General features: G+C 59.2%; 13 protein-coding genes. 6 read left to right on the top strand and 7 right to left on the bottom strand.

What is annotated here, in order from left to right; all coding sequences use genetic code 11:
• Positions 1 to 62 precede the first annotated feature (62 nt).
• Complete coding sequence (locus tag TRM7557_RS14935; RefSeq protein WP_058291009.1) at positions 63 to 707, top strand: response regulator transcription factor; 645 nt, start codon at positions 63 to 65, stop codon at positions 705 to 707.
• A gap of 15 nt (positions 708 to 722) precedes the next feature.
• On the opposite strand, the gene TRM7557_RS14930 is transcribed toward TRM7557_RS14935, so the two are convergent.
• A complete protein-coding gene (locus TRM7557_RS14930) occupies positions 723 to 1,103 on the bottom strand; it encodes a bleomycin resistance protein (protein WP_058291008.1) in 381 nt (126 codons plus the stop codon).
• Between the two features lie 419 nt (positions 1,104 to 1,522).
• Here TRM7557_RS14930 and TRM7557_RS14925 point away from each other — a divergent pair, with 419 nt between their 5' ends.
• Complete coding sequence (locus tag TRM7557_RS14925; protein WP_058291007.1) at positions 1,523 to 3,274, top strand: acetolactate synthase 3 large subunit; 1,752 nt, start codon at positions 1,523 to 1,525, stop codon at positions 3,272 to 3,274.
• A gap of 69 nt (positions 3,275 to 3,343) precedes the next feature.
• Positions 3,344 to 3,904: an acetolactate synthase small subunit gene (ilvN, locus tag TRM7557_RS14920; protein ID WP_058291006.1), complete on the top strand. Its 561-nt coding sequence runs from the start codon at positions 3,344 to 3,346 to the stop codon at positions 3,902 to 3,904.
• 133 nt (positions 3,905 to 4,037) lie between these two features.
• Here ilvN and TRM7557_RS14915 read toward each other — a convergent pair whose 3' ends face one another.
• Positions 4,038 to 4,352, bottom strand: coding sequence for a hypothetical protein (locus tag TRM7557_RS14915; RefSeq protein ID WP_165592468.1), 315 nt, complete (start codon positions 4,350 to 4,352; stop codon positions 4,038 to 4,040).
• Between the two features lie 329 nt (positions 4,353 to 4,681).
• On the opposite strand from TRM7557_RS14915, the gene TRM7557_RS14910 reads away from it, so the two are divergent.
• Entirely contained in the window at positions 4,682 to 5,479 is a 798-nt protein-coding gene (locus tag TRM7557_RS14910; RefSeq protein WP_235811484.1) for a helix-turn-helix domain-containing protein, read from the top strand.
• On the opposite strand, the gene TRM7557_RS14905 is transcribed toward TRM7557_RS14910, so the two are convergent.
• The 5 genes from TRM7557_RS14905 to TRM7557_RS14885 form a co-directional block, all read right to left on the bottom strand.
• Positions 5,472 to 6,290, bottom strand: a complete 819-nt coding sequence (locus TRM7557_RS14905) for a DUF2189 domain-containing protein (RefSeq protein WP_413081163.1) — start codon at positions 6,288 to 6,290, stop codon at positions 5,472 to 5,474. The two genes, TRM7557_RS14910 and TRM7557_RS14905, sit on opposite strands and share 8 nt — an antisense overlap.
• Before the next feature lie 189 nt (positions 6,291 to 6,479).
• Positions 6,480 to 7,604, bottom strand: coding sequence for a peptide chain release factor 2 (gene prfB, locus TRM7557_RS14900; RefSeq protein ID WP_058291004.1), 1,125 nt, complete (start codon positions 7,602 to 7,604; stop codon positions 6,480 to 6,482).
• A 131-nt stretch (positions 7,605 to 7,735) separates the two neighbouring features.
• Positions 7,736 to 10,225, bottom strand: a complete 2,490-nt coding sequence (locus TRM7557_RS14895; protein WP_058291003.1) for a penicillin-binding protein 1A — start codon at positions 10,223 to 10,225, stop codon at positions 7,736 to 7,738.
• A gap of 232 nt (positions 10,226 to 10,457) precedes the next feature.
• Positions 10,458 to 11,684, bottom strand: coding sequence for an N-acetylmuramoyl-L-alanine amidase (locus TRM7557_RS14890; RefSeq protein ID WP_058291002.1), 1,227 nt, complete (start codon positions 11,682 to 11,684; stop codon positions 10,458 to 10,460).
• Positions 11,681 to 12,826 (bottom strand): pyridoxal phosphate-dependent aminotransferase, encoded by a 1,146-nt coding sequence (locus tag TRM7557_RS14885; protein WP_058291001.1) that lies wholly within the window; start codon positions 12,824 to 12,826, stop codon positions 11,681 to 11,683. The genes TRM7557_RS14890 and TRM7557_RS14885 overlap by 4 nt, the downstream gene beginning before the upstream one ends.
• On the opposite strand from TRM7557_RS14885, the gene TRM7557_RS14880 reads away from it, so the two are divergent.
• Together TRM7557_RS14880 and TRM7557_RS14875 are read left to right on the top strand one after the other, a co-directional pair.
• A complete protein-coding gene (locus TRM7557_RS14880) occupies positions 12,789 to 14,276 on the top strand; it encodes a M48 family metalloprotease (protein ID WP_207382663.1) in 1,488 nt (495 codons plus the stop codon). The genes TRM7557_RS14885 and TRM7557_RS14880 overlap by 38 nt on opposite strands.
• Complete coding sequence (locus tag TRM7557_RS14875; RefSeq protein WP_058291000.1) at positions 14,273 to 15,037, top strand: DsbA family protein; 765 nt, start codon at positions 14,273 to 14,275, stop codon at positions 15,035 to 15,037. Before TRM7557_RS14880 ends, TRM7557_RS14875 begins: the two co-directional genes overlap by 4 nt.
• Positions 15,038 to 15,053 lie beyond the last annotated feature (16 nt).

Raw genomic sequence — 15,053 nt, 5'->3', positions numbered from 1 at the left:
GACGGAGCGGCGGTGAAGAACGACGCGCAACACTGAATTGCGCCCCAAAGGGAGAAAGAAGCATGCGTCCGGCAACCCGAGTGCTGATCGTCGATGACCACCCCATGGTGGCAGAAGGCATCCAGTCAATTCTGGAGGGCTATGACGATATCGAAGTTCTCGGAACACCGACCAATGGCCGCGCCGCCGTGGATGCCGCCAGCAGTCTGCGACCTGACGTGATCCTCATGGACCTGAATATGCCAGAGCTTGGGGGATTGAGCGCAACCGAGCTGATCCTGGAAAACCAGCCCGATACCAAAGTGCTTGTCCTGTCGATGCATGACAGCCCCGAATATATTTCCACCGCGCTGAGCCATGGGGCAAAGGGCTATGTCCTCAAGGACGTTCAGCCCGAAGAAATCAAAACGGCCATTGATGCGGTCATGGACGGCAAAACCTATCTCTGCACCGGGGCCGAAGGGTCGCTGAAACCCAAAGAAGGCCAGGAGCGCGAAGCGCTGACCGGGCGCGAGCAGACCGTTTTGTTGGAACTGGCGCAGGGCAAATCCAATAAGGCCGTGGCGGAAGAGCTCGATATTTCGGTGCGCACGGTGGAAACCCACCGCAAGAACATCAAGCGCAAGCTGGGGATTTCCTCCACTGCGGGGCTGACCCGCTATGCGCTCGAACATGGCGTTTTGCAGGGCACCGGACGCGGCATCTGAACCGCAGCGCCCCTGTCAGAGCGCCATTCCGAAGAACACCAACGCCCCATCTTCGTCCAAGACATGAAACTCGCGCTGGCCATAATCTTGGTCAAACGGCGCACGCACGCGCCCCTCAGGCAACCCGTCCAACGCCGGTTTCAACTGTGCATAAAGCCCGTCAACATCTGTGACATCTATATAGAAAGACTGATTGTGGCCCAAGGGCGTGCCATCCTCGTTCTCAGGACACTCCAGCAGGCGCAACCCTGCGCCGCCGTGACGCAGAAAGGCATAATTGTCGGCTTGGAAGGTCATCTCGAACCCCAGACAGCGCTGATAAAACGCCACCTGCGCATTCAGATCGGAACACAGGACAAATGGCGTCACCGCCTGCACCAGAGATTTGTCTGTCATTGAAAGCCTCCATCCCACGTCTCAGCCGCCCCGGAGGGTCCATTGAAGGGTAGGAAAATTACCGCCCCGAGTCAGCTTGAAAGGGGTGATTTGCGCCAAAACAACAAAAACCCCACCCGAGAATGGCGAAAATGTCAGATTTACCCACCTCAGAGTAATAAAATGTCCCAAAACGTGCCTTCAGCGGTATCTTTGGCCCTTGACCCTCCCCTCAGCCCGCCATAATGTCCCCGTCAACGCTTGAAGGAGAGCCCTCGTGAACACGCTAGTCGTCATCGTAGGAACCATGCGCATGGGCCGGTAACGGTTGTCCATAATCGACCCCATGCGCCCCTGAGATTACTCGGGGGTTTTTTTATGGGGGCTTCCCTTCTCGCACACTTGAAACACAGACGATGTCGCATACTGGAGCAAAGCAGATGACACGTGAGATGACCGGCGCAAAGATGGTTGTTCAAGCCCTGAAAGATCAGGGTGTGGACACGGTATTCGGGTACCCCGGTGGCGCCGTGCTACCCATCTATGATGAAATCTTCCTGCAAAACGACATTCGCCACATTCTGGTCCGTCACGAGCAAGGCGCGGTGCATGCCGCCGAAGGCTATGCCCGGTCGACCGGCAAGCCCGGTGTTGTTCTGGTGACCTCGGGTCCCGGTGCCACCAATGCGGTGACCGGCCTGACGGATGCGCTGCTGGATTCGATCCCGCTGGTGGTCCTGACCGGTCAGGTGCCGACCTTTATGATCGGCTCGGACGCGTTCCAAGAGGCCGACACTGTGGGCATCACCCGCCCCTGCACCAAGCACAACTGGCTGGTCAAAGAGACAGACAAGCTGGCCGAAACCCTGCACGAGGCTTTCCACGTGGCGACCTCGGGCCGTCCGGGCCCCGTTCTGATCGACATCCCCAAGGATGTTCAGTTCGCCAACGGTGAATACCAGCCGCCGAAGCCCGCGGCCTCGGCCTATCAGCCGCAGCTGAAGGGCGATATGGAAGAGATCACCGAACTGGTGGCCGCGCTTGAGACCGCAGAACGCCCGGTGTTCTACACCGGTGGTGGCGTCATCAACTCTGGCCCCGGCGCAAGCCAACTGCTGCGCGAGCTGGTGGATGCAACGGGCATTCCGATCACCTCGACCCTGATGGGGCTGGGGTCCTATCCTGCGTCCGGTAAAAACTGGCTGGGTATGCTGGGCATGCACGGGCTTTACGAGGCGAACATGGCCATGCATGGCTGTGACCTGCTGATCAACGTCGGTGCGCGTTTTGATGACCGGATCACCGGCCGTCTGGATGCGTTCAGCCCGAACTCCAAAAAGGCGCATATCGACATTGATCCGTCGTCGATCAACAAGGTTGTCCGCGTGGATATTCCGATCGTGGGTGACGTGGGCCATGTGCTGGAAGATATTCTGAAGGTCTGGAAATCCCGCGGCCGCAAGACCAACGCCGATGCGATTGCCACATGGCAGAAGCAGATCAGCGACTGGCGTGCGATCCGGTGTCTGGACTTCAAAAATTCCGAGACCACGATCAAGCCGCAATACGCGCTGCAGCGTCTGGAAGAGCTGACCAAGGGTATGGATCGCTATATCACCACCGAGGTGGGCCAGCACCAGATGTGGGCGGCGCAATACCTTGGCTTTGAAGATCCGAACCGCTGGATGACCTCAGGGGGCCTCGGCACCATGGGCTATGGCACGCCTGCGTCCATCGGCGTGCAGGTTGCCCACCCCGATGCGCTGGTTGTGAACGTTGCGGGTGAAGCCTCCTGGCTGATGAACATGCAGGAAATGGGCACCGCAGTGCAGTACCGCCTGCCGGTCAAACAGTTCATCCTGAACAACGAACGTCTGGGCATGGTGCGCCAGTGGCAGGAACTGCTGCACGGCGAACGCTACAGCCATTCCTGGTCCGAAGCGCTGCCTGATTTTGTAAAACTCGCCGAGGCCTTCGGCGCGAAAGGCATCATCTGCAAGGACCCCAAGGATCTGGACGACGCGATCATGGAAATGATCGAATATGACGGCCCGGTGATCTTTGACTGTCTGGTAGAGAAGCACGAGAACTGCTTCCCGATGATCCCGTCGGGCAAGGCACACAACGAAATGCTGCTGGGCGAGGCCGAAACCCAAGGCGTCATCCAATCCGGCGGCGCGGTGCTGGTGTAACGCACCTTTTTAGGAACAGATTGCAGGGCGAAACGCGCCCTGCCCCCGATTTTTCAGAAAGGGACGCAGATGTCTGCCCTACATATCAAAAAAGGCTCCACCAAGCATTCCGCCTATAACCTGCGGCCGAATTTCTCGGATGTGCAAGAGCGTCACACAATCACCATTCTGGTGGAAAACGAACCCGGTGTTCTGGCGCGTGTGATTGGCCTGTTCTCGGGCCGTGGCTACAATATCGACAGCCTCACCGTGGCCGAAGTCGACCATACCGGCCACCTGAGCCGTATCACCATTGTCACCACCGGCACCCCACAGGTGATCGAACAGATCAAAGCGCAGCTGGGTCGGATTGTGCCCGTGCATGACGTGACCGATCTGACCGTTGCAGGCCCGTCGGTGGAACGGGAACTGGCGATTGTCAAAGTGGTTGGCGAAGGAGACAAGCGGGTCGAAGCGCTGCGTCTGGCGGATATTTTCCGCGCTAAGGTTGTCGACAGCACGCTGAACTCTTTCATCTTCGAGATCACCGGCGCGCCGGACAAAATCGACGCTTTTGCCGATCTGATGCGCCCGCTGGGACTGAGCAAGATCGCGCGCACAGGCGTGGCCGCGCTGCTGCGCGGCGAATAATCCCGCGCCTTTCCACGATAAAACAGTAAAAAAGCGCGCCTTATGGCGCGCTTTTCTTGTTCATACTCATCTGACACTCGTTCCGCATTGCGACCTCAGACAGAGCAGAGCTCCGCTGATTTCTGCAAAACGTTCATCCGGATTTGCGTCGATTGGGTTGAACCTGATGCCCCACCCGTCCGTTGTTGCCTCCGAGAAACGGCAAAATCTCTCCGGTTGTTTTCACCTGATCCTGTGCGAGATGGTCAGACGCCACAGCAGCCGTTTGGCCACCTTGGTCCGAATTCGCGTCAGGTTGCAGATAATCCGCCAGCAGAGGATGCGAGTCCTCTTCCAATAGGCGCAAGTTCTTAGCCATCCGGCAGTCGCCTTCATAGTAGGCGTCAAACACCACCAAATCGCCTTTTCTTATGTCGTCAAGGGGCGCAGAAATTTCGCCCGCTGTCATCTTATTGTTTTCAAAAAATTCCTGATCCGGCCGCACAAAATAGGCCAAATCACTCTGATCTTCACACCAAATTACGGCTTTCTCAAAAGTCTGATCTGTCCAAACGACAACGCCTATCATCTCAAACCTCACATTTTACGACTCCATTCTGCTGCAATTCCTCCGTTTCAAACACGGAAAACTACGGCCTTAGTTATTGCATTTTGTGTCACCTGAAGTACGATCTAGATACTAAATGGCTACAAACTGTCGCCAAATAGCATCAAATCCGGCTCATGTCGCCACAAGTGGCGGCAAACCGCCGCCCGATAACAAGTGAACCTGTATCCATGCCGAAACCGACACGCTCACCTGCCGAATTGCGCAATATGTTTGGCGACAATCTGCATATGCTTGCGCGTGGCTACCCTTCGATTTCCGAACTCTCGCGTCGGCTGGGAATCAATCGCACCCAGTTCAATCGGTATTTGTCGGGCGAAAGCTTCCCAAGACCCGATGTGCTGGACCGCATTTGCTCTTTTTTTGAAGTCGACGCCCGCATTCTGTTGGAGCCTGCGGAAAATCTTCAGACCCACAATAGCATCCTGAATTCGCCGTTTCTGAACGACTTTCTCGGTGTCGGTGTCCACAAGGTGTCCGAAGAGATCTTCCCATCGGGATTTTACCGGTTCACGCGCCGGTCTTTTGTGGATGACGCCCGTTTTATTGTCGGCATCGTTTACGTCTTCCGCGATGGCAGCGTCACCTATATCAAAGGGTTCGAACCACGCGCAGGCATGATCTATCAGGGCCTGCCCATGGATGGACGCTCGCGCGAATTTCGCGGCTATCTGACCAGCCATGAAGACGGCGTGGCGTTTGTGCTGGGTCGGCGCCAAAGCTATACCTACTCCTTCAACTATCTTGCGCGCGTGTCGTCGGCCGAAAACGGGCTCTGGATCGGATATGTGGCGCGATCAGTGCGCGAAAGCGAAAGCGGCGACCGGGCCATGCGCATGCTCTACGAGTACCTCGGCCCCAATGTCCGCCATGCGCTGCCTGCGGCACGCAAATCCGGCTTCTTGGAGGCCCCTGACATTATCCCCTATCACCGTCGGCTTCTTCGCCTTGGTGACCGGTTCAGCTAAGCGGTGCAGCATCGCCCTCTTCCGCGACCGCGCGGGCAAGGCGATAGAGATGCCAGCTCGCATGCCCCAACCAAGGCAAAACAACTAACAACCCCAAAAACCCCGGCAGCATCGCCAGAAAGGTGCCCCCCGCCAAGCCTACGCCCCAAATCAGCATGACGACAGGGTTTCTTTGAACAAAGGTAAAGCTGGTGATCATCGCAGTGACAAAATCCACCTCGCGATCCAACAGCAGCGGCATGGCCATAACCGTAATCATATACAGCAAGAGCGCAAACCCAGCGCCAACCAGCGTGCCAAAAGCAAACATGGCAAGCCCCGGACCAGTCACATAGGTCTCAAGAGATGTCGAAACATTCACCATCGGCATATGCCCCATAAACAGGGCAAAAATCATGTGTCCCAAAAAGAACCAAAACAGAAACACAACAATGATCACGGCACAGAGCGACGGCAACTGGCGGCGCCCCTGTTCCAGAATCACGGACACCACATGCCACGGCTCAATCCGCCTGCCCCGTTCTTCCAGATGCGAGATCTCGTATAGCCCAGTGGCCGCAAAAGGCCCGATCAGCGGAAATCCGATCGCTGCCAGCACCAACCAGAACGTGGTACCCGAAGCCGTCGACACCCAAAGCATCACCCAGCCAGCGATCACGTAGAATCCGGCGAAAGCAATGCCATAGAACGGGTGTGTCAGAAAGTCTCGCCAGCCGGCACGCAAGGCGGCAGACAGGTGACGAAGGCGCAGTGTCCCCAACGGCGGGACACCGGGTTCTGCGCGGCTCTCTGCGGACAGCACCTGATCTATTGGCAACAATACCCCTCCTCAGCACCTCTCTTACGAACCGAGGATAAGAAGGATCATTTCTATCCCAAAGATGTATCTCTGAAACAGCAAAAGGGCAGCCAACGCCGCCCCTTCTTTTGGCCCCAAATACTCTGGGGTGAATGCCCATCGGGCAGAGGGGCAAAGCCCCTGTTTGGTTGCAGCTCGTCCTTAGTCCTCGCCCTGCGCGTCGGCGCGGCTTTTGCCGGCAACCTTCAGCGCCAGCGTGGCGGCCATGAACTCATCCAGATCCCCATCCAGAACGCCTTTGGTGTCAGCGGTTTCGTGGTTGGTGCGCAGATCTTTGACCATCTGGTAGGGCTGCATCACATAGGATCGGATCTGATTGCCCCAGCCCGCGTCGCCTTTGGCTTCGTGCAGCGCGTTCACCTCGGCGTTGCGGCGGTCCAGCTCCAGCTGATACAGGCGCGATTTCAGCGCTTTCATGGCAATATCGCGGTTCTGGTGCTGCGACTTCTCAGACGAGGTCACAACGATCCCCGTAGGCGCGTGGGTGATGCGCACCGCCGAGTCCGTGGTGTTCACGTGCTGACCACCGGCACCGGACGACCGGTAGGTGTCGATGCGGATGTCGGCAGGGTTCACTTCGATTTCAATATTGTCGTCGATCACCGGATAGGCGCCGACGGCCGCAAAAGAGGTCTCGCGGGTGCCCTTGCCAAAGGGCGAAATCCGCACCAGACGGTGCGTGCCGCTCTCAGATTTCAGCCAGCCATAGGCATTATGGCCTTTGATCTGATAGGTCGCAGATTTAATGCCCGCCTCAGCGCCCGCCTGTTCTTCCTGCAGTTCGACCTCAAAGCCCCGGCTTTCCGCCCAGCGGACATACATACGTGCCAACATTGATGCCCAGTCGCAGGCCTCGGTGCCGCCCGCGCCTGCCTTGATTTCAAGAAAGGCGTCATTGGGGTCGGTTTCCCCATCCAAAAGCGCCTCGAGCTCTTTCTTGGCGGCTGTCTCCTTCAGCGCCTTCAGGGTCTCTTCGGCCTCGGTGACGACCTCTTCGTCCTCTTCCATCTCGCCCAGTTCGATCAGGTCGATGCTGTCGGTCAGCTCCTGTTTGATGGACTTATAGGTGTCGATGGCATCGACCAGCGACTGACGCTCGCGCATCAGTTTCTGTGCCGCTACAGGGTCATCCCACAGGTTCGGGTCTTCAACGCGCGCGTTAAACTCTTCCAGACGGAATTCGGCCGTTTCCCAGTCCAGGCGCTGCGCCAGCAGGGTCAGGGAGTTCTCGATTTCGGCAACGATATTCTGGATTTCGGCGCGCATGGGGCAAGTCCTGTCACTATGTTCAGGCCGTGTGAATAAACCACCTCAGCGCGGCGGGCAAGCGCAGCAGGCGTTCAAATCAAAGCAAAAACACAAAGGGAGGCCGAAGCCTCCCCTGTCTTGTCTGGCGCTTAGTACAGACCGCCGGAACTGATGGTGCCAAAATTCGCTTTTGGCCCCAGAACGGCAGTGCCCCCGGACGAGGTTTTGACCCGCCGCCCGGCCTGCGCGGCTTCTTCGATCAGCGGCAGGTTTGATCCCATGGCAAAACCGCCGTCATAGGTCAGACCAAAGATTGGCTCCTCCCCCTCGCGGAAATATTCCGCCACCACATAATCGCCACTGGCACTGTCTGGCAGCCGACCACCGGTAAAACGGTCGATCTTGATAAACTGCCCCCCCGGCGGCACGGCAAAGGGACCACCGCCGAATTTCTCGGTCGCTTTGGTCATGAACTGCTGGAACACCGGACCACAAAGGGTGCCGCCATAGGCCCCACGGCCCATCGGACGCGGCTGGTCATAACCAAAATAGCAGCCCGCCACGATATTGGAGGTAAAGCCAACAAACCACGCATCGCGACTGTCATTGGTGGTGCCGGTCTTGCCCGCGGCAGGCACCGGCAGGTCAATGGCGCTGGCTGCGGTGCCGCGATCCACCACGCCCTTCATCATCGATGTCAGCTGATAGGCCGTGATCGGGTCCATAACGCGTTCACGATGGGTGACAATCTTTGGCGCCTGTCCTTCGGCCAGATCAGGGCGCAGACAGTCGGTGCACTCGCGTTCGTCATGGCGGTAAATGGTGCGCCCAAAGCGGTCCTGTATCCGGTCCACCAGCGTCGGCTCCACCCGTTCACCGCCGTTGGCAAACATCGCATAGGCCGCCACCATTTTATACAGCGTCGTCTCCTCGGAGCCGAGCGAGTTCGCAAGGAAAGTGCCCATATTGTCATAGACGCCAAAGCGTTCCGCATAGCCCGCAATCACCGGCATGCCGACCTCTTGCGCCAGACGAATGGTCATCAGGTTCCGGCTCTGTTCAATACCCGTCCGCAGCGGCGTGGGGCCGTAGAACTTGTTCGAAGAGTTCTTGGGTCGCCACAGGCCCTGCGGCGTGTTGATCTCGATCGGGGCGTCGACCACGATGGTTGCGGGGCTATACCCGCTGTCGAGCGCGGCGGCATAGACGAAGGGCTTAAAGCTTGACCCCGGCTGACGGCGCGCTTGGGTGGCGCGGTTAAACACACTCGCCTGATATGAGAAACCACCCTGCATGGCGATCACACGGCCGGTGTTGACGTCCATCGCGACAAAGCCGCCCTGCACTTCGGGAACCTGCCGCACAGACCAGTGGTCATCGACCTTCATGGTCAGGATCACATCACCGGCTGTAAAATTGTCAAAGAAGTTGCCCTTCATCCATTTGATGTCCGCACGCGGCACAGTGCCGGTGCCATCAACGTTCTGAATGCCAAGGGTCAGGCTTTGCTCGGCCACAGTCAGCACCACAGCAGGGTGCCATTTGCCGCCTTCGGTCACAATGTCGCGCGGGGCACGAGAATCCGCCAGGGCGTCGCGCCATGCGGCCTCATCGTTCAGATCCACGCCCTCAAGCGTCAGGCCAGTGCCCCGCCAGATCTGGCGCGAGCGGTCGAAGTTCTCCAGCCCTTTGCGCATGGCAAGGGCCGCTTCGGACTGCATCTCTTCATCGATGGTGGCGCGAATGGTGAAACCGCCGGTGAAAAATTCGCCTTCGCCAAAGTCACTGGACAGCTGGCGGCGGATTTCATCGGTGAAGTAATCACGCGGCGGCAATGCGGTGCGGAAGGCCTCAAAATCGCCGTTCTGAACAGACCGCAAGGGCTGTGCCACCTCGTAGTCATAGACCGCGTCGGTGATATATCCGTTCTCTTTCATCTCTTCGAGAACATAGTCGCGCCGTTTCAGCAGACGCTCCTTGCGGCGCACCGGATGGAAATCCGACGGGGCCTTGGGCATGGACGCCAAAGTCGCGGCCTCATGCGGGGTCAGCTCGTCGAGGGTTTTGTTGAAATAGGTCTGCGCCGCAGCGGTGACACCATAGGAATTCTGGCCAAGGAAAATCTCGTTCAGATACAGCTCAAGGATCTGTTCCTTGCTCAGTGTCTCCTCAAGCCGGGTGGCGAGGATGATTTCCTTGATCTTGCGTTCCGCCTGACGGTCGCCGGACAGCAGGAAATTCTTCATCACCTGCTGGGTGATGGTCGAGGCCCCGCGCACATTGCGCCCCCGGCTTTGCACCGCCTGCACCGCCGCCGCCAGAATACCACGCGCGTCATACCCCTTGTGGACATAGAAATTCTTGTCCTCGGCCGAGATAAACGCCTGCTTCACCAGCGCCGGAATTTCCTCGGATGGGGTGAACAGACGGCGTTCTTTGGCAAATTCATCGATCAGCTGCCCTTCGCCGGAATAAATCCGGCTGATGGTCGGCGGCTGATACTGCGCCAGGCTTTCATGGCTGGGCAGATCGCGCCCATAGACCCAGAAAATCGCGCCCACCGACAGTGCCGCCATGGCAATGCCAAGCGTCAAGGTGCTGAAGATGGAGCCAAAAAAGGAGAAGATGAACCTGAGCACGTTTGGGCCTCTTTCGCGGAATGCGGCCTGTATAGGCTGCTCCGGGGCTGGGGTCAAAGATATGGGCCTCCGCCAACAGATATGGGCCCAAGAGGTCAAGAACCAGATCCGCGCCGGATGCGCAATGGGGGGAATTTCACGCCCATTCTACCATCAATTAGACGGATGCGAAACGGGCGACGGGCCAAAGCCCCCGCCCGCAGCATTTTGTTGCCGGGCTGAGTTGCCGGACTTACTGGCGCACCAATGCGCGCTGCGCCTCGTCCTGATTGCGCCAGGCACGGATGCCGTTCATGATCCCGCGCGCCGCCTTCTTGCGCCAGTCGGGATTGGTGATATTGGCCGCGTCCTTGGGACTGGACAGATAGCCAACCTCCACCAGAATTGACGGGATATCGGCCGATTTCAGCACCGAAAACCCAGCCGACTGCAGCGGGCGGCGGTACATTTTGACCGCTTCGCTTTGCAGTCCCCGCACCACCGAAGCCGCAAGGGCTTCGCTGCGCGGCTGGGTTTCCTGACGGGCCAGATCCAGCATAATATCGGTCACCGCATCGTCGGTGCCGCTCAGATCTGTGCCGCTGAGAAGCTGGGCGCGGTCATGGCGTTCGGCCAGTTTGGCAGAGGCCACATCCGAGGCCTCTTCGGACAGCACATAGATGCTTGCCCCATGTGCCAACCCTTCGGCCAGCGCGTCCGCATGCAGCGACACAAACAAATCGGCCTCCACCTGATGGGCCATGGCAATGCGCCGTTCGAGTGAGACAAAGTAATCGCCCTCTCGCGTCAGGATCACCTCAAACTCGCCCGAGCGCATCAGGATCTCGCCCAGTTCATAGGCGAAGCGCAGCATCAGAGATTTTTCGTTCTGATACTGGCCGTTGTATTCGGTCTCTGCGCCCGGATCCAAACCACCATGGCCCGGGTCCAGCATCACAACCAGCGGACCGTTGCGCCGCTGCTCCGGGGCCAGCGCAATCGGCTCTGGCTCTGGCAGGTCCCAACGGGGATCCTGTGGTGCGCCCGCGGCTTTGGCAAACGTCTGTGCGTCGGTGGGCGATAGCTTCACCTTCAGCTCGGCCTCGACTGTTTCGTCATCGACCGTCATGGCCACCTGCGAAACCTCCATTGGCCCCGCCAGTTCCAGCACCATCCGCGACCAGCCCGGAACATACCCGCCATACCGCAGGGCCGCGACCTGTGCACTGTCGCCAAAAGTCCCCACCGCAAGCGCGCTCCAGTCCACTTCCTGGAAGTCCAGCACCAGACGCGCGGGCGCATCTAGGGTAAAAACGCGAAACGGCACGCCCTGGCTCAGCCCCAGCTGCAGGTGAACATCGCGCCCTTTGTCCCGCAAGCTGCTGTTTTCCGGCATAACCCGCGCCAGCGCGGAAAACCCTTGGGCCACCACCGCAGCTGGAAACAAAAGCATCAGCGCCAGAAGGACCGCCCGGATCATAGCCGCCCCTCCATGAAGGTCTTGAGCCGTAGCAGCCCTTCCTCAATATCCGCCGTTGAGCGCGCATAAGAAAACCGCAGCGTCGTCGCCCCGCGCACGGGGTCAAAATCCAGGCCCGGCGTGACGGCAACACCAACCTTTTCCAGAATCTCCGCCGCCAGCGCGCGACTGTCCTGCGTGATGTCCGAGACATCCGCATAGACATAAAACGCCCCATCTGGCGGTGCGATTTTGTCAAACCCCGCCTGGGGCAACCCGTCGAGCATCAGCTGACGGTTCTTGGCATAGACGGCCAGATTGTCCTGCAGCTCGTCTTCGCAATCCATTGCCGCCAACGCCGCAACCTGGCTCGCGTGGGGGGCGCAAATGAACATGTTCTGCGCAATGCGTTCGACCACACGCACATGATCTTCGGGCACCACCATCCAGCCCACGCGCCAGCCGGTCATGGAGAAATATTTGGAGAAGGAATTGATCACATAGGCGTCATCTGAGACTTCAAGCGCGGTGACCGCCTTCGCCTCGTACTCAATGCCATGATAGATCTCGTCCGAAATAAACGACGCCCCGGCCTCGGCAGCTGCACCCATCAGCTCGGTCAATGCGGGTTTGGACAACATCGTGCCGGTGGGGTTTGCGGGGCTTGCGACCAAAAGCCCGCGCAGGTCCTGCCCCACCAGATCCGCCGCCACCGGCTGGAGCCGGTTTTCCGGCGCTGTCTGGATGTCCACAGGCTGCATGCCCAATGCGCTCAGGATCTGGCGATAGCTGGGATAGCCCGGTGCGCCAATCCCGACGCGATCACCGCTGTCAAACAGCGCGGTAAAGCTGAGAATAAACGCGCCCGAAGACCCCGGCGTGATCACCACGCGGTCAGGGTTCAGGTCCACATTGTACCATTCCCCATACATCTGCGCGATCCGCGCCCGCAGCTCTGGCAGACCAAGTGCAACCGTGTAGCCCATCGCGCCTTTGTCCAGCGCGTCGGCCAAGGCGCGGCGGGCACGTTCCGGCGCCCCTGTCGCGGGCTGCCCCACCTCCATGTGGATGATATGGCGGCCTTTTTCCTCGGCTTTGCGGGCGGCCTCCATCACATCCATCACAATGAAGGGATCGACGTTGGAACGGGTTGAGTTTCGCATTCTGATCTCCCATGGTGCGGCCATGATCTTTGACCGGTTAATCCCCGTCCCGTCAATCCCGCGCCGTGCGTTTCTGCGGCTTTCGGCCCGTTCGCTGTCGGACCGATTGTTCGTGATCCGTATGATAAGCGCCCTATTGGCGTTTGTGCTGGGTCTGAACATGCTGGTCGCGCCTGCGCGGGCGCAGGGGGTTTCGCTGCTGCGTGACGCAGATATTGAACACGGGCTGCGCGAATTGGCGTCGCCTGTGCTGCGGGCGGCGGGCCTGAACCCCAGCAGCACCCGTCTTTTGGTGGTCGACAGCGCCAGCCTCAACGCCTTTGTCATCGACCATACGGCGATCTTTCTGAACTACGGGCTGATCCTGCGCACCACAAAGCCTGAAATGCTGCAGGCCGTCATCGCACATGAGGCCGCCCATATTGCCAACGGCCATATCGGCAGACGCGGGCAAAACATCCGCAATGCGGGCACCGCTGCCGGGCTTGGGACGGCACTGGCGGTTCTGGCGGGCGCACTGGGCGGAGGCGAGGCCGCGATCGGCGTGGCCGCTGGCACGCAATCCAGCGCCCTTCGGAGTTTCCTGAGCCATACGCGTGCCGAGGAAGCCTCTGCCGACCGCTCCGCCATTACGTATCTGCGACGCGCAGGCATTAATCCGCGCGGCATGATCGAACTGCATGGGCTGTTTGCCGGCCAAGAGGTGCTGTCGCGCCGCAATCAGGACCCTTATATGCGGTCCCACCCGCTGACCCGCGACCGTATTCGCGCCGCCGAAGCCGTTGTCGCCACCCTGCCCGAGGATCCCGGCAAAGACCCGGATGCGGCCTATTGGCTGGCACGGGTCCAGGGCAAGCTCTCGGCTTTCAAACGCGCGCCAAAATGGACCAAACGCCGCCTGCGCAGCGAAACCTATGCGGACGTCAAACTGATGCGCGGCGCCATTGCTGATTTTCGCAACAACAAGCTGAATGCGGCCCTGAAACAAATGCGTGACCTGCGCAGGCTGCGCCCCAATGACCCCTTCTACGCCGAACTTGAAGGGCAGATCCTGTATGAAAACCGTCGCTGGGAAGAGGCCAATGCCGCCTATGCCCGCGCCGCAAAGCTAGCGCCCAAGGACGCACTTATCCTTGCGGGTTTGGGTCGCACACAATTGTCAGCCGGAAACCCAAAGACCGCATTGGCAACTTTGGAACGCGCCCGTCTTCGCGATTTCCGCAATCATCGCTTGCTGCGAGATATGTCGCTAGCCTATGCCCAAACCGGACAAAACGGAATGGCTTCTGTGGTCACTGCAGAACGCTATGCCCTCCGCGGTCGTTTGAACGACGCAGGCACCCATGCAAAACGTGCTCTCGGACTGTTGCCCGAGGGCTCCCCCCCTTGGCGACGGGCGCAGGACGTGTTCCTGGCCTATGAGCGCTCTGAGAAAAGGAAAAAGAAATGAACGCCCTGACCCGCTTTACCGCCTCGGCCACCGTCGGACTGAGCCTGCTGGCCACCCCACTGGCCGCGTTTGATATCGACAGCATGAACAGCGCCGAGCGCGATGCCTTTGGTCAGGCCGTGCGCAGCTATCTGCTGGAAAACCCCGAAGTGATCATGGAAGCCGTCGCCGTTCTGGAACAGCGTCAGGCCGCAGCCGAGGCCGCCCGTGATGACGCGCTGGTCGAAACCTATTTGGCCGAGCTGCAAAACGACGGCTATTCTTGGGTTGGTGGCAACCCCGAGGGCGACATCACTGTGGTCGAGTTCATGGACTACCGCTGCGGCTATTGTCGGCGCGCCGTGCCAGAGATCGCTAAACTATTGGAAAAAGACGGCAATATCCGCCTTGTGGTGAAAGAATTCCCGATTTTGGGCGAAGCCTCCATGACCGCGTCGCGGTTTGCCATTGCGACGAAAAACATTGCTGGCGACGCGGCCTATAAAGCGGTGCACGATGCGCTGCTGGCCTTTTCAGGTGAACCCACAGATGTGGCCCTGCGCCGTCTTGCCAAAGGGTTGGATCTGGATGGGGACGCCATTCTTGCGGGCATGAATGCGCCGGAAGTCACAGAGGCCATCACCCGCACCCGCGCGCTCGCACAGCAGCTGTCTATCTCGGGCACGCCGAGCTTTGTGGTCGATACCGAACTTCTGCGCGGCTATCTGCCTGCGGATGCGATGCTGGACATGGTCAAGGAGATCCGCGACGCACGCGGTTGATTGGCCACCGTGGGGG

This window comes from Tritonibacter multivorans (genome assembly GCF_001458415.1).
GTDB classification, from domain to species: domain Bacteria; phylum Pseudomonadota; class Alphaproteobacteria; order Rhodobacterales; family Rhodobacteraceae; genus Epibacterium; species Epibacterium multivorans.
Note: the sequence above shows the minus strand (reverse complement) of the source record. Positions and strands in the feature narration are given on the sequence as shown.

Bases quoted from the DNA above. Each gene is read 5' to 3' on its own strand.
- TRM7557_RS14935 (WP_058291009.1), top strand. From the start codon at position 63: ATGCGTCCGGCAACCCGAGTGCTGATCGTCGATGACCACCCCATGGTG.
- TRM7557_RS14930 (WP_058291008.1), bottom strand. From the start codon at position 1,103: ATGACAGACAAATCTCTGGTGCAGGCGGTGACGCCATTTGTCCTGTGT.
- TRM7557_RS14925 (WP_058291007.1), top strand. From the start codon at position 1,523: ATGACACGTGAGATGACCGGCGCAAAGATGGTTGTTCAAGCCCTGAAA.
- ilvN (WP_058291006.1), top strand. From the start codon at position 3,344: ATGTCTGCCCTACATATCAAAAAAGGCTCCACCAAGCATTCCGCCTAT.
- TRM7557_RS14915 (WP_165592468.1), bottom strand. From the start codon at position 4,352: ATGACAGCGGGCGAAATTTCTGCGCCCCTTGACGACATAAGAAAAGGC.
- TRM7557_RS14910 (WP_235811484.1), top strand. From the start codon at position 4,682: ATGCCGAAACCGACACGCTCACCTGCCGAATTGCGCAATATGTTTGGC.
- prfB (WP_058291004.1), bottom strand. From the start codon at position 7,604: ATGCGCGCCGAAATCCAGAATATCGTTGCCGAAATCGAGAACTCCCTG.
- TRM7557_RS14890 (WP_058291002.1), bottom strand. From the start codon at position 11,684: ATGATCCGGGCGGTCCTTCTGGCGCTGATGCTTTTGTTTCCAGCTGCG.
- TRM7557_RS14880 (WP_207382663.1), top strand. From the start codon at position 12,789: ATGAAGGGATCGACGTTGGAACGGGTTGAGTTTCGCATTCTGATCTCC.
- TRM7557_RS14885 (WP_058291001.1), bottom strand. From the start codon at position 12,826: ATGCGAAACTCAACCCGTTCCAACGTCGATCCCTTCATTGTGATGGAT.
- TRM7557_RS14875 (WP_058291000.1), top strand. From the start codon at position 14,273: ATGAACGCCCTGACCCGCTTTACCGCCTCGGCCACCGTCGGACTGAGC.